We start from the raw sequence: 15,884 nt of genomic DNA, 5'->3' as shown, positions 1-15,884 counted from the left end.
ATGTTCCTTTATTTAGTTTTAAGGAGGAAATCATATGCAAGCTAATCTAGAGAGAAATAAAATAGGTAAAAAGATAGAGATGCAGTATTAATAACGACACCTTTTTCTTATATATCAAATAATATTAAAAGAAAGACTCAAATATGGGTAGATATAGGAAGTAATACTTGGAATATGAAGATAGAAAAAGATTTAGCAAATCCACTTGTCTTAAAAAAATCTTTTAGAGATGAAGATATATACACAAGTGATATGGAGGAAAGTTATAAAAAGTACTTCTTATACAACACTGTTTATAATTTGCTAAAATACGCTGAAAATGTATATGCATATAAAAGTGATTATTCTATAAATGGGTATATACAAGAAGGTGGATTATACAGCTTACTGCTTAGACTTATAAATAAAGGAGGGGACGCTCTTGAGTAAGATAAATTATAGAAAAGACCAAATACCAATAATGAACTATGAAAATGGGACGATGGCAGTGCCGGCAGTACCAGGAGCGGGAAAGACTTTTATAGTGACAAATTTAGTTACTAAACTACTAGCAGAAAATAAAAATGAAAAAGGGAAGATATTGATTCTTACATATATGAACAGTGCCGCAAATAATTTTAAAGGCAGAATAAAAAAGATTTTAGAAGAAAAGGGAATAGACTCTACTAACGGATTTGAAGTAATGACGATACATTCTCTTGCAGCTAAAATAATAAAAGAAAAGCCAGAAGTCATGATGTTGAGTGAAGACTTTAATATTGCAGATGATCTTCAAAAAACGATGATGTTAAATGACTGTATAAATACGTTTAGGGCTAGTGGAGGAGAAACTGCATATAGATATTTTTTAAAAGAGCAAAAAAATCAAATGTGGTACGATATACAACTTGAAGCGTGGCAAGATGGATTTTTTGAATTAGTAGCTAAAGCTATAAGTAGTTTAAAATACAACGATATAACCCCACAAAAGCTAGAAGAAAATACACTTAGCAACAAAGGTATTTTAAAAATGATAAGTTTTATATATAAAGATTATGATAAAAAATTAAAACAAAATGGTCTTTTAGATTATGATGATTTATTAATTTATGCTTATAAAACTTTGAGTATAGACGAGCAGCTAAGAGAAAAATTCCAAAATAGATATAAATATATATTTGAAGATGAATGTCAAGATTCTAATGAGATTCAAGGGAAGATAATAAAATTAATCTGTGAAAAAAACAATAACTTAGTTAGAGTTGGAGATGTAAATCAAAGTATAACAGGTACATTTTCTTCTTCTGATCCTAGATTCTTTAAGGAATTTATGGAAGAAGCTGATCATTGTTATGAAATGAATATGTCCAATAGAAGTTCAGCAGACATACTAGAACTTGCTAATAACTTAGTGGAGTTTGTATGTAATGATTTAGAAGAAACAGAATGTAGGGAAGCTCTACAACAAATAGAGATAGAAACAGTAGAAAAAGGACAAGGCTATAAAGAAAATCCTAATCCAGATAAATATCAAATAAATGCAATGTGGTATAAAACCTTTGAAGAAGAAATACTTCAAACAGTTAGATATGTAAAAGGATTAAAATTAAAATATCCAGAAAAGAGTATAGGAATTTTAGTTCCTTATAACTCACAATTAAGCCAAGTTTCAAAAGTTCTTGAACAAGAAGGACTAGAATTTGAAGAATTGGGGCCAAATTCAAAAAACAAAAGAAGGATAATCGATAATATAGCTAAAATAATAAATTTTATAATAAATTGTGACGATATAGAAGTTTTAATAGATGTCCTTTCTAGTGTGTTTATAAAAACAGACAACAGAGAAGGCAAAAATGACTTTTTAAATATATTAAGAGAGTATAGTGTAGAAGAGTTGTTATATAGCAATGTAAAAGATAAACCTCTTATAATAGACGACAAATGTGAGATGTATATAACTTTTAAACAAGGACTAAATTCTTTAGTTGAAATTTTAGAACATTCTACAACAAAGATTGATGAGTTGATTTTATTTATTAAAGAAAAACTAGATTTAAAAGACGAAGAAAAGTCACTAGTTGATTATATTGCATTTTATGTTAGATATATTACAAATGAAATGCCAAATATAACGCTTTGGGAGATATACGACGTTTTATCTGATAATAAAAGCAAAGTATTTAATTATATGATAGATGTAGTATACGAAATAAATGGATATGAACCACAACCGGGAAGCATAACAGTATGCAATTATCATAAATCTAAAGGGATGGAATGGGATTGTGTATTTTTACTTCAATTGACGCAGTTTCATTTTCCAGATAATATAAATCAAAAGTTTCAATGTGATAAATGGTACTTAAAAGATAAATATAAAAATACTGAGGCTTTAATCAACAATCAAATAGACTTAATAGTAAATGGGAAGTTGACACAAAATTATTATAAACAGACGAAAATAGATATTATAAATGAAAAAATTAGGCTGTTATATGTAGGTATTACAAGAGCTAAGGAAATGCTTATAATGATGGGAAGTAGTTATAAATCAGAAGAAGAATCAAAAAACACTAAGAAAAAACAAGAACCTTGTTTATATCTTAAAATATTAAATCAATTGATAAAAGAAAAAAGGGAGATGAATAAATAATGGATCAAAAACTTAAATATTTTCTATACAGTCAAAATTCATTAAACACATTTAAATCATGTCCTTTAAAGTTTAAATATAAATATATAGACAATATAAATTGGAGATTCGATTCCATAGAAAGCCGAGATTATTATGAAGGACTAAAATCGGGGAGTGAGTTTCATTTATTATGCGAAAGATATTTTAAAAATATTCCAATTGGAGAAAATATAAGTGAAGAGTTTAAATTATGGATAGAAAAGATAAAGGACATAATTTATATAGATGAATCTAAAATATATTTGCCAGAATACGAAGTTAGAATTAAAATAGGAGAAAATTACTTAACTGCAAAATATGATTTAGTAATTATAGATGATAACAGCATCGAAATTTGGGATTGGAAGACAGAATCACAAAATTCAAGCTATAAAAACATAGAAAATAGAATGCAGACAATAGTGTATATGTATCTAGCAAAAGAAGTAATTCAAAAGATTTACAATTTAAATATCGATACTGAAAATATAAGTATGAAGTACTTTAGATTGAAAATAGATAACTACCCTATAACTGTAAAATACAATAAAGAAAAACATCTAAAAAGTAAATATATTATAGAAAGCTTTATAAACAATATAAGTAATTTAGATTTTGATGGATATATACAAAAAAATAAAAATCACTGTAAATATTGTGAGTTTAATAAGCTTTGTAACAATAAAAATATAAACTACGATATTATAGATGAAAATATAGATTTTGATGAAATGATAGAGGAGGATGATTAATGGGACTTAGATTTGTATTTGGAAGAGGCGGAAGCGGAAAAAGTACATATTTGTTAAATGAAATAAAACAAAGAGTTCAAGACAATGAGACAACACCTGTAATATTATTAGTTCCAGAGCAGTATTCCTTCGAGATGGAGAAAAAAATAAGTTCTCTATATTTAGGAAAAGAAAAGGACAAGTATATGAGAACTAGAGTACTTACATTTAATACTATGAGTGCTCTTGTATTTACTAAAACAGGCGGTTTAACAGATGTAAATATAAATTCAAGTGGTAAAGCAATGATAACTTATAAAGCTATAGAAAAAGTAGCAAGTGAGTTAAATGTATTTTCAAAGGCAGCAGCACAAACTGGATTTGTAGGTTCAGTAAGTGAGATAATAAGCGAATTAAAACAATATAATGTAAATTACGATATGCTAGAGTATATAGCTGAAGATATTGAAAACGAAACACTTAGATTAAAATTAAAAGATGTAAGTAAAATATACGAAGCTTTTGAAAATGAGCTACACGAAAACTACGTAGACTCACAAGATATGCTTGGTTCTCTAGCTCAAAAGCTAGAAAATACTAGTTACTTTGATGGATGTTATGTATATATAGACGAATTTACAGGGTTTACACCAAAACAGTACTCTATTTTAGCAAAACTTCTTAAAAAGGCAAAAGAAGTTAGTATATCGCTTACTGTAGACAATGTAAACTACTTAAACTATAGAAAAAATGATCCATTCTCAAGAACTAAATACACTTATGAAAAGTTAAGAAAAATAGCTATGGATAATGGAGTAAAAATAAATCCATATATAGACTTAAATAAAGGTAAAATAAAGCGTTTTGAAAATAATAACGAGCTTTTACATTTAGAAAGATACTATAATGCTTATCCATACCATGATTATGAAAAAGAAGTTAATTATCTTAAGATAAAAGAATTTAACAACTTATATGAAGAAGTTGAACATATTGCAAAGGAAATAGTCAACTTAGTCAGAGATAAAAATATAAGATATAAAGATATAACTGTGGCGACAAGGGACTTAAATAGATATGACTTTTTAGTACATTCTATATTTAATGAGTACGAAATACCAAACTTTATAGATAAAAAAAGAGATGTCAAATCAAACCCAATAATAGTATTGATTACTTCAGCGCTTGAAATAAAAAATAAAAGATATTCATATGAAGTTATGTTTAGATACTTAAAAAGTGGACTTATAGGTCTTAGTGTAGATGAAGTCAGCTTAATCGAAAATTACGTAATATTAAACGGAATAAAAGGCAAGAAGTGGTTAGAAGAAAAATGGGAATATAGGGCTGTGAATAACTATAATTCTGATATAACAGAAGAAGAATCTCAAACTATACAAACTATAAATGAAATAAAAAATAGAGTTCTAAGTCCAGTTATAAAATTACAAAATAAATTAAAAGGTAAAAAAAGCTGTAGAGAGATCTGTAAAAATATATATGAATTTTTAGTAGAAATAGACATGGAACAAACTATTTACGACTTGGTTGAAGACTTTAAAGCTAAAGGTGAGTTGGAAGTTGCGAGCCAATACTCTCAAGTTTGGGATATAGTAATCGATATACTAGACCAAATTGTAGAGATAATGGGAGATGATGTCGTATCTATAGACAGATTTATTAAAATAATAAGCCTTGGATTTGAAGAATATGAATTGGGATTAGTCCCACCGAGTATAGACCAAGTTCTAGTCAGTAGTGTAGACAGAATGAAAAATCCAAACACAAAATACCTTTATTTAATAGGCGTTACTGACGGGATATTTCCACTAATAGCTAAAGAAAAGGGAATATTAAACGACAAAGATAGAAATACACTTATGGATAGAGGGGTTGAAATAGATATAGATAGTAAGACAAAGACTTTTGAAGAACAATTTTTAGTTTATAAGGCACTTACTTCAACTTCAGAAAATCTTATATTAACTTATCCAGTTGCTGATTCAGAGGGAAGAAGTTTGAGACCGTCTATTATAATATCTAGGGTTAAAAAGATATTCCCAAAACTAGAAGTAGAAAGTTATTTACTAGAAAATAAAAGAGAAAATGAAGAAGAAATGATGGACGATATAACTGTTAAATCTCCAACATTTAATAAAATGGTAAATAAAATAAAATCATTTGACAATGGTGAAGAAATCGAAAATTTATGGCTAGATGTATATAGATATTTTGCAAATGACAATAAATATAGAGAAATTACAAGAAAAATAATTTCAGGACTTACTTATACGAATATGGTACACAAGGTATCACAAGAAAAAATAAATAAATTATACGAAACACATAATTTAAGTGTATCTAAGTTAGAAAAGTATTCAGCTTGTCCATTTGCCTACTTTATTCAATACGGGCTTAAGGCACAAGAAAGAAAAGAATATTCATTTGCTGCACCGGATTTAGGAACATTTATACATAACATAATGTACGAGTTCTCAAAATCACTAGAAAAAGATGGTCTTCATTGGAACCAAATTAACGAAGCCTATATAGATAAAAAGGTAAACTCTATTGTGGATTTCATGGTTTTACAAATTCCAGGATTTATATTAAATAGTTCACCAAGATATAAATACCTATCTTATAGACTTAAAAAAATGCTTATGGCAGCTATAAATATAATTGCCAAACAAATTAAATCTGGAGAATTTGAACCTATAGATTATGAAGTTAACTTTGGTCAAACGGGAAAATATCCACCTATAAGAATAATATTAGAAGATGGAACACAGATAAATCTAATCGGTCAAATAGATAGAATAGATGAATTTGATGAAGGTGATGATAGATATATAAGAATAATAGATTATAAATCATCAGATAAAAATGTAAACCTTACAGAAGTATACTACGGATTGCAACTTCAATTATTAGTATACTTAGACGCGATAATTGAAAGTGCGATGAAAAAAGGAACAAGTATCCATCCAGCGGCAATTTTATATTGTAAGATTGACAATCCAATTGCAAAGTTTAGCGAAAATAAAGATGAAGAACAGATAGACGAAGAAATATTAAAACAATCTAAGATGAAGGGACTTCTTGCAAAAGATGCCCACATAATAAAGAAAATGGATAAGGCACTTTATGAAGAAGATGTTAAATCATCACTTATAGTTCCTGCTGGTTTAAATAAAGATGGAAGTCTATCAAAAAGTACAAATAGTGTAACATATCAAGAGTTTGAAATACTTAGAAAATATGTAAAACATGAGATAAAGGATTTATGTGAAGGTATGTTAGGTGGAGATATAAGTATAAGCCCTAATAAACATAAAGACAGGACTTCATGTGATTTCTGTATATATAACTCTATATGTCAGTTTGACCCTACACTTAAAGACAATAATTACAATATTATAAAAGATAAAAAGAACGAAGAAATTATTCAAATGATGGCAGAGGAGGTGGAATAATGAGTTCTCCAAAATGGACAAGTGAACAACAAAGTGTAATTGATAGTAGAGGTGGGAACTTATTAGTTGCAGCAGCTGCTGGCTCTGGTAAAACTGCTGTTCTTGTAGAACGTATAATACAGATGATTTTAAATCCAGACTTAAAAGTAGATATAGATAAATTATTAGTAGTTACATTTACAAATGCAGCAGCATCTGAGATGAGAGAGAGAATAGGAGATGCTATCTCTAAGAAATTAGATGAAAATCCAGAAGATGAACACCTTCAAGACCAATTAGTACTTTTAAATAAAGCTAGTATAACGACAATACATTCATTTTGTTTGGAAGTTATAAAATCAAATTTTCATAAAATAAATTTAGATCCCAATTTTAGAATAGGTGATGAGACAGAGTGTTCTCTTATGAAATTAGAAGCTATAGATGAAGTATTTGATATTTTATATGAAGAACAAGACGAAGAGTTTTGTTATTTAGTAGATTGTTATGCCGAAAAAAGAGGAGATTCAAATTTACAAAACTTGATTTTATCTATTTATAGTTTTGTTATGGCATCTCCATATCCAAAAGAATGGTTAATACAAAGTGCAGAAGATTTTAATATAGATGAAAACTTTGATTTTGCAACATCAAAATGGGCTAAAGCTATACTTGAAACTGTAAAAATACAAGTTGAAGGTGTGGAGACATCTATGGCTAAGGCGATTGAAGATGTATCTGGGATAGAAGAGTTAGAGACTTTTATAGCTAAGTTAAAGATAGAGTATGAAAAAATAAAACATATATTAGAGGCATGTGATATATCTTGGAATGAGGCTTATTCAAAAATAGCGACTATGCAATTTGAAAACTATGCAAAAGGAGTCAAAAGAATTCCAAAAGATGCACCAGCTTATGTAAAAGAAGAAAAAGATAAAGCTAAAAACACTAGAGATAATGCTAAAAAATCTATAGAAAAAATAAAAACATCAGTATTTAGTAAACATTACGATGATTTAAAAGAAGAGATTAAATTTTTATATCCAGTAGTTAAATCACTATCAGATGTAGTTTTAATATTTGATAAAATCTATAGCCAGAAAAAACGAGACAAGGGAATTATAGATTTCCACGATATAGAGCATTTTGCACTACAAATTTTAACACAAACTGATGAAAATGGAGATTTCTTATTTGATAAAGATGGTAAAAATATACCTTCTGATATTGCGCTTGAATATAGAGAAAAATTCTATGAAATCTTTATAGATGAATACCAAGATAGTAACCAAGTACAGGAAGTTATCTTGTCTACAATAGCTAAACAAAATGAACCAAATAGGTTTATGGTTGGTGACGTTAAGCAGAGTATATACAGATTTAGACAGGCAAAACCAGAAATATTCCTTCAAAAATATGCGACTTATGATACTGATTTAAGCAGTAAATATAAAAAAATAATGCTTTATAAAAACTTCAGAAGTAGAAAAGAAGTAGTAGATAGTGTCAATTATATATTTGAGCATATTATGAGTAAAAATTTAGGTGAAATTGAGTATAACGAAGAAGAAAAACTAAACTTAGGGGCTAGTTTTGAAGAAGTAGATGACGAAAAAATAATACTAGGTGGGCCTACAGAAATTCATCTAATGGAAAAGAAAGTCGAAGAAGCTGAAAATCCAGAAAAGGATGAGGAAGAGTCAGAAGATCTAGATGCAAGTCAAATAGAAGCTAGAATGGTCGGTAAAATAATAAGAGATATTATGAGACCTAATGAAAATGGCGAAATAATGCAGGTATTTGACAAAAAAAGTGGAGAATATAGAAATATCGAATATAAAGATATTGTAATATTACTTAGAGCCACATCAGCATGGGCACCAGTATTTGCGGAAGAACTAATAAATATGGATATTCCGACATATGCAGATATGGGACAGGGATATTTTGAAACTATGGAAATACAAGTTATAATGTCTTTCCTAAAAGTAATAGATAATCCAATGCAAGATATTGCCCTTATTTCAGTACTTCGTTCTCCTATATATGGATTTACTCCAGAAGACTTTATAGATATAAGAACGGTAGATAAAAAGGTAAGTTTTTATGAAGCTATGAAAAAGTACGCTGGAGAAAGTATAGACTTAAGTATATCAGAAGAAGAAAATAGTGATGATGATAAAGATATAGATGAAGTTATAGACCAAGAAATTGAAAAGCTTAGCTCTACTATAATAACTCATATAGAAAATGAAGTTGATAATCAAAATATTCAAGATGAAATAGATGATTATTATCAAAATATAGACTACAGTGATTTTATATATGAAGATGAAGAAATAACATATAATGATGAGATTATATACGATCAAGATTATATAAACTATCAAGTAGATTCAGAAAATCAATACGATGAAGAGTTTAATAATCAATATAGCGAAGAATATATGTATCATAATCAAGATGATTCTATTTATAATATAGATTTAGAGACTCAAGATAAAAATCACCAAGAAGAAAAAACATTAAGTGAGCTTGATTTAAAAGTAAGAAGATTTTTAGATGATTTAAAAGAACTTCAAGAAAAATCTATGTATATGAGTACAGATGAATTTTTATGGTATATATATACAAATAGTGGATATTATGCATATTGTGGAGCTTTGCCAGGTGGAAGTCAAAGACAAGCTAATTTAAGAATTCTATTTGAAAGAGCTAAACAATTTGAAGAGACTAGCTTTAAAGGTATTTTTAACTTTATAAACTTTATAAGCAAACTTAAAAAATCTAATTCTGATATGGGAAGTGCAAAGACTTTAGGAGAAAATGCAAATGTAGTCAGAATAATGAGTATCCACAAAAGTAAAGGGCTAGAATTCCCAATCGTTATTTGTTCTGGCATGGGAAGAAACTTCAACACCATGGACTTTAGAAAAGACGTATTATATCATCATGAACTAGGATATGGTCCACAGATTGTAGATTTCGAAAGAAGAATCTCGTATCCAAGTATTGCAAAAGAAGCTCTAAAATGCAAAATAAATATAGAAAATATATCAGAAGAGATGAGAATACTATATGTTGCACTTACTAGAGCGAAAGAAAAACTTATAATAACAGCATCTATAAAAGATATCGAGCAAACTATACATAAGTGGTCGTCAAATATATCTAATGAAAAAAGAGTTTCAAAATACGATATATTAAACGGTAAAAACTATCTAGATTGGATGATGCCAGCAGTTATAAAACATAGAGATTTAGAATCTATTAGAGAAAAATATAATATATGTACGAGAATATCACTAGAAGATGAATCGAGATGGTCTGTTAAGACTTGGGTTAGAGATGATATAGATTTTGAAAAACATGAAAAAGAAGGCATCAGAGAAGTTTTAAATAATATTGATTTATCACAAAGTGATACACAATATTATGATCAAATACAAAATAAATTGAATTTTGAGTACCCGTATTTAGGTGTTGTAAAAAAAGCAGCAAGTATATCTGTTACTGAAATAAAAAAGAGACAAGAAGAATATGAAGAACAAGATGAATTATCAAATCTTTATAAAATGAAGACAACACTTAAAAAGCCAAAGTTCTTGAGTGAAGCTCAAACAAAAGAAAAAATAACAGGTGCGAGACGAGGTACAATAGTTCACTTAATAATGGAGGTTTTAGACTTTAATAAAGTAAAAACAGAATCAGAGATAAAAGCTCAAATTGAAGATTTGATAAAACGAAGAGTTATAACAGAAAAAGAGTCTAAAGTTTTATCTCCTAGAAAAATACTTAAATTCTTTAAAAGCCCTATAGCGAAAAGAATATTATCATCAAACTTTGTCAAAAGAGAACAAAAGATATACACTCAGGTAAAAATGAATGATATATATTTAAATGACGATATTTTTAAGAATAATAGAGAAATATATGAAGATGAGTCTGTGATGCTTAGAGGAGTTATAGATTTATACTTTGAAGAAGATGATGGACTAGTAATTTTAGACTATAAGACAGATTGGATAGATAACAACAATAAAAAAGAAATTATCCATAAATATAAAAAACAATTAGAAATTTATGCAGAGGTACTTTCTACATTAACTGGTAAAAAAATAAAAGAAAAATATTTATATTTATTTAGTATAGATGAACAAGTAAAAATTGAGTAAAATAATCGGACACATATTAGTGGGCGAGGTATTAAAGGAGAGATAGATAAAACGATGAGATTTATTCATACATCAGATTGGCACTTGGGAAAAACATTAGAGGGAAATAGTAGACTAGAAGAACAAGAGATGTTTTTAAATGATTTTGTAAATATAGTCGAAGAAAATAATATAGATATGGTAATAATAGCTGGAGATATTTATGATACATCAAATCCTCCAGCTGCTGCTGAAAAATTATTTTATAAAACTGCATGCAGATTAGCTGATTATGGGAATAGATGCGTTATAGTCATTTCTGGAAATCATGATAATCCAGAGAGATTATCGGCGATTACACCTTTAGCAGAAGAAATGGGCATACTAGTATTTGGATATCCACTTAGCAAAACTAATAAAGCTAAATATAAAGGTTTTGAAATAACTGAAGCATTAGAAGGGTGTACAAAATTTGATTTTAAGGGTGAAAAAGTAACTTTAATTACTCTTCCTTATCCAAGTGAAAAAAGGCTAAATGAAGTTATAAAAGGAGATACTGATAGAGAGCAGCAGATATCATATAGTAAAAAAGTAGGTGATTTATTTAGAAAATTAGAGCAAAACTTTGAAGAAGGTAGTATAAATATAGCTACAAGTCATCTATTTGTTGTTGGAGGTGAATCGACAGATTCTGAAAGACCGATAGAGTTAGGTGGAAGTCTTCTTGTTCAAAAAAATGACTTACCACAAAACTCACAATATACAGCACTAGGTCATCTACATAAGCCTCAAAAAGCATCAGAGAGATTACATGCATATTATAGTGGTTCTCCAATTCAATACAGTAAAAGTGAAAGAGTATACTCAAAGGGTGCTAAAATAGTAGAAGTTCATCCAGGACAAGACGCTATAATAGAAGATATTTATTTTAAAAATTATAAACCTATAGAAGTATTTAAATGTAAAGGAATAGAAGAAGCAATAAATATATGCGAAGAAAATAAAGACAGAAATATATGGTCTTATTTTGAAATAGTTACTGACGAAGTAATAAATCAAAAGAATATAAAAACAATGAAATCTCTATTAAAAGATATTATAGAAATAAAACCTATAATAAATCAGAAGTTTGAGTATGAACATGTAGATATGAGAGAAAAAACGATGAAAGAATTATTTATCGAATACTATAAATTTAGAAACAAAGTAGAGCCAAAAGGTGAATTATTAGATTTATTTTTAAACATAGTTGAAAAAGAGGGTGACAATAATTGAGACCAATTAGATTGGAGATAAGTGGATTAAATAGTTATATAGAAAAACAAGTTATTGATTTTAGCGAGTTAACATCGAGAGGTCTATTTGGTATATTTGGAAAGACTGGTAGCGGAAAATCCACTATACTAGATGCTATAACTATAGCTATGTATGGAAATATATCTAGAGATACTAAAGAGTATATAAATACATCGTGCAATAGCGCTAAAATAAAATATATATTTGAAATAGGCAATAAACACAATAAAAGAAAATACTGTGTTGAGAGAATATTAAATAAAAACAAATCAGGAAGTGCTAATTCATATAGGGCTATATTGACTGAAATTCATATGGATGGCAAAGAAACTGTTATAGCAGAGCAAAAAACTAATGTAGATAAAGCTATTATAGATATAGTAGGTCTTACAGCATCTGATTTTACAAGATCAGTTGTTTTGCCACAAGGTAAATTTAGTGAGTTTTTACAATTAGACGACAGTAAAAGACGTGAAATGCTTGAAAGAATTTTCAATCTTGAAAAATACGGTAAAGTTCTTACAGATAAAATAAAAGGCAATAGAGATAATAAAAAGATAGAAATAGACAAACTAGAAAGCAACCTTTTACAATATGATGGAACTACACAAGAGATATTTGATGAAACGTATGAAAAACTTACACAGTTACAAGCTACATCTAGAAGTATGAGACAAGAGTTAGAAGATACTGAAAAAACATACAATCAATATAAAGAAACTATAGGATATCAACAGTCATTAGAAGATAAAGAAAATAAAAAGAGAAAGCTAGATGAAAAAGAGCCAAAAATAAATGAAAATAGAGTTAAAGTAGAGCGTTCTGGTCATGCAAAGATAGTAAACCCACATATAAAAAATGTGCAGGAATTTGAAAAATCTATAGAAGAGTATAGTATGGAATTAGCCACTTTAGAACATGATTTTACATCATTAAATAGAGAGTATGAGTCTACTAAACTGAAATATGAACATGCACAAAAAGAAAAAGATACTAAATTAGAAGGACTAATTTCTAGCAAACAGAGATTTGAAAGTGCAATAAAAATAGAAGAAAAAATAAAAGAAATAATAGAAGAAATAGATGATTTAAAATCTAAAATCTATGATTTTGAAAAAGAAAAAACTACTTTAATAAAAGAAATTAATGGGTTAGATGAAGAAAATAATAAAGTAAATAACTCTATAAAAGAAAATGAAGCTAAAATAGCTGAACTTAGAACGAGTGAAGACTTTAAAGAAAAAGTATACAAGGCGTTTGAGATAGAAAAAGAATATTTGAGAGTTAAAAAAGACCTTGAGGAAAATAGAAAATATATTCCAGAGTTGACAAAAGAGCTTGAAACATTAAAAAGTAATTTTAGATATGCAGAAAACTCTACAAAAGAAGTAAATACAGAGCTTAAAAATATTAATGATAAGTACTCAATATTACTATCAAAATCACCTGGAACTAATGATGAGGTTGTGCTTATGTCCACTAAACTTTCATCATTAAAATCACTTTATGAAGCTACAAAACAAAATGAAACAAAATTAAACTCATTACAAGATAAGCTTAATAAAGATAAAGAAGAAAAATTTAAGTTAGATAGAAATGTAAAGAATTTAGAACAACAACTTGAAAGATATAAAAATGAAAAAAATAGATTAGAAAAAAATCTAAATGAAGAAAAGTTTTTAAATTTGGCAAATGAATTGAGAAGCGAACTACAAGATGGGTGTCCATGCCCAGTATGTGGTTCAACTCATCACCCAAATATAGATAAAATAAATAATAATGACAAAATTTTATATATAGAAAGTCAAATTAAAAAAATATATGAGAAGATAAGTTATGCAACAAAAGACTATGATGAATCTATACGTTCTCAAAGTCAATTATTGAGTACAATAAGTATAACAGAGCAATCAATAGCAGAGATAAAGCAAGAAATTGGGGATTCAAACTCATATGAGATTGACGAAGAATTCAATAAACTCTCAAAAGAAGTTATTTCGCTTAGAGAGAAGATTGCTGATTGGACTAAAAATAAAGAAGATTTAGAAGAAGAGATCAAAGAATTAGAGAAGAGTAAAAATAAAAAAGAAAAAGAAGAAATAGAATTAAGTAAAGATATTTTAAATAAGACTGAAAATCTAAATGCAATCAAAGAAAATGTAGAAAAAATAACTAAACAATTTGATTCTATAAAAACAGAGTATTTATACTTAAGTTCTAGCTTGAAAATAGATGATTTAAAGTCAAAGGTAGAAGAAATAAATAAAAATTCTAGAATTGTTGAACAAATAGAAGAAGAAAATTCTTCACTAAAGCTTAAAAAAGAAGAAATAGATTCTAATTTAAACCAAAAGAGAAATGCTTTTATAGAATTAGACAAAAATATATCTAGTTTAAATAAAGAAAATGAAAGCAATCAAAAAGATAAGGTTGAAAAAGAAACTGAATTTAATTTAATAACTAAGGGGCAAAACCCAAAACATCTTTTAAATAATATAATTGATGAAATAGATAGCATAACTTCGACAGAAGCTAAACTTAGAGTTGAAGTAGAAGAAGAAAAATATGCAACTGAAAAATTAAAATCAAAAATAAGCCAAGTAAAAGGTAAGCTTGAAGAGTCAAAAGACAAGTATAAATCATCTAAAGAAAATCTAAAAGAGTTATTATTTGAATACAAATTTGAAAGTATTTATGCAGTTAAAAATGCTCTAATAGATGAAACTGAAAGAGAAAAATTAAAAGATGAGATAGAGTTCTTTGAAAAAGAAGAAAAAACTCTTTCGGCTGAAATAAAAACATTAAAAGAAAAACTAGATAAAAAGACAGTAAATTTAGATGAGTTTTTAAATCTTGAAAAAAATAAATATAAATTAGCACATGATATTGATGAAATAACAAAAGAAATAGGTGCAAAACAAAATGAAGTTATGATATTAGAAAAGAACTTAAAAAAGGTTAAAGAACTTCAAAAGCAATTAGATGAATCTGAACATAAATTAGAATTATTAAAAGAAATAGAAAAATTATTGCAAGGAAAAAGATTTGTAGAGTTTGTAGCTAAAAATCAACTTGAGTACATAGTCATAGAGGCATCTAAAAGACTTGATATAATGACGAAAGGTAGATATGTACTAGAGATAGACGATAATCTTAATTTTGTTATAAGAGATAATTATAATGGTGGGTTGAGGAGAAGTATCAAAACTTTATCTGGAGGAGAAACTTTCTTGACATCATTAGCATTGGCGCTTGCACTATCTTCACAAATTCAATTAAAGGGAAGTGCGCCGTTAGAATTCTTCTTCTTAGATGAAGGATTTGGATCTTTGGACAATGAGCTTTTAGATATTGTTATGGAATCATTAGAAAAACTTCACAGCGAACAGTTAAGCGTAGGTATTATAAGCCATGTTGAAGAACTTAAAAATAGAGTACCAGTTAAACTTATTGTAACTCCTAATGATGGAGGAAATGGCTCAAAGATAAATATTGAATATAGTTAAAATAAATTTAAACTTCTTGACAAAGTAATACTCTACAACAATCTTTTATTTCGTGTTTTGTCCACTCATGTTCAACAGCGTGACCATTT

General features: G+C 27.8%; 7 protein-coding genes. All 7 read left to right on the top strand.

Annotated features, from left to right (window positions below):
- Positions 1–174 precede the first annotated feature (174 nt).
- Genes I4U58_RS07710 through I4U58_RS07680 form a run of 7 tightly spaced genes read left to right on the top strand, consistent with a single transcriptional unit; the run spans position 175 to position 15,795 of the window.
- Entirely contained in the window at positions 175–429 is a 255-nt protein-coding gene (locus I4U58_RS07710; RefSeq protein WP_195930716.1) for a hypothetical protein, read from the top strand.
- Positions 422–2,632 (top strand): ATP-dependent helicase, encoded by a 2,211-nt coding sequence (locus I4U58_RS07705; protein WP_195930715.1) that lies wholly within the window; start codon positions 422–424, stop codon positions 2,630–2,632. Before I4U58_RS07710 ends, I4U58_RS07705 begins: the two co-directional genes overlap by 8 nt.
- Positions 2,632–3,405: a PD-(D/E)XK nuclease family protein gene (locus I4U58_RS07700; RefSeq protein ID WP_195930714.1), complete on the top strand. Its 774-nt coding sequence runs from the start codon at positions 2,632–2,634 to the stop codon at positions 3,403–3,405. The genes I4U58_RS07705 and I4U58_RS07700 overlap by 1 nt, the downstream gene beginning before the upstream one ends.
- Complete coding sequence (gene addB / locus I4U58_RS07695; protein ID WP_195930713.1) at positions 3,405–6,860, top strand: helicase-exonuclease AddAB subunit AddB; 3,456 nt, start codon at positions 3,405–3,407, stop codon at positions 6,858–6,860. The genes I4U58_RS07700 and addB overlap by 1 nt, the downstream gene beginning before the upstream one ends.
- Positions 6,860–11,014, top strand: a complete 4,155-nt coding sequence (addA, locus tag I4U58_RS07690) for a helicase-exonuclease AddAB subunit AddA (RefSeq protein ID WP_195930712.1) — start codon at positions 6,860–6,862, stop codon at positions 11,012–11,014. The genes addB and addA overlap by 1 nt, the downstream gene beginning before the upstream one ends.
- Before the next feature lie 54 nt (positions 11,015–11,068).
- Positions 11,069–12,268 (top strand): exonuclease subunit SbcD, encoded by a 1,200-nt coding sequence (gene sbcD / locus I4U58_RS07685; protein ID WP_195930711.1) that lies wholly within the window; start codon positions 11,069–11,071, stop codon positions 12,266–12,268.
- Positions 12,265–15,795 (top strand): AAA family ATPase, encoded by a 3,531-nt coding sequence (locus I4U58_RS07680; protein ID WP_195930710.1) that lies wholly within the window; start codon positions 12,265–12,267, stop codon positions 15,793–15,795. The genes sbcD and I4U58_RS07680 overlap by 4 nt, the downstream gene beginning before the upstream one ends.
- The last annotated feature ends 89 nt before the right edge of the window (positions 15,796–15,884 follow it).

The organism is Clostridium sp. 1001270J_160509_D11 (genome assembly GCF_015667935.1).
Lineage (GTDB): Bacteria > Bacillota > Clostridia > Peptostreptococcales > Peptostreptococcaceae > Intestinibacter.
Note: the sequence above shows the minus strand (reverse complement) of the source record. Positions and strands in the feature narration are given on the sequence as shown.

Coding starts and splice junctions, on each gene's coding strand:
- I4U58_RS07710 (WP_195930716.1), top strand. CDS start 175: ATGAAGATAGAAAAAGATTTAGCAAATCCACTTGTCTTAAAAAAATCT.
- I4U58_RS07700 (WP_195930714.1), top strand. CDS start 2,632: ATGGATCAAAAACTTAAATATTTTCTATACAGTCAAAATTCATTAAAC.
- addB (WP_195930713.1), top strand. CDS start 3,405: ATGGGACTTAGATTTGTATTTGGAAGAGGCGGAAGCGGAAAAAGTACA.
- addA (WP_195930712.1), top strand. CDS start 6,860: ATGAGTTCTCCAAAATGGACAAGTGAACAACAAAGTGTAATTGATAGT.
- sbcD (WP_195930711.1), top strand. CDS start 11,069: ATGAGATTTATTCATACATCAGATTGGCACTTGGGAAAAACATTAGAG.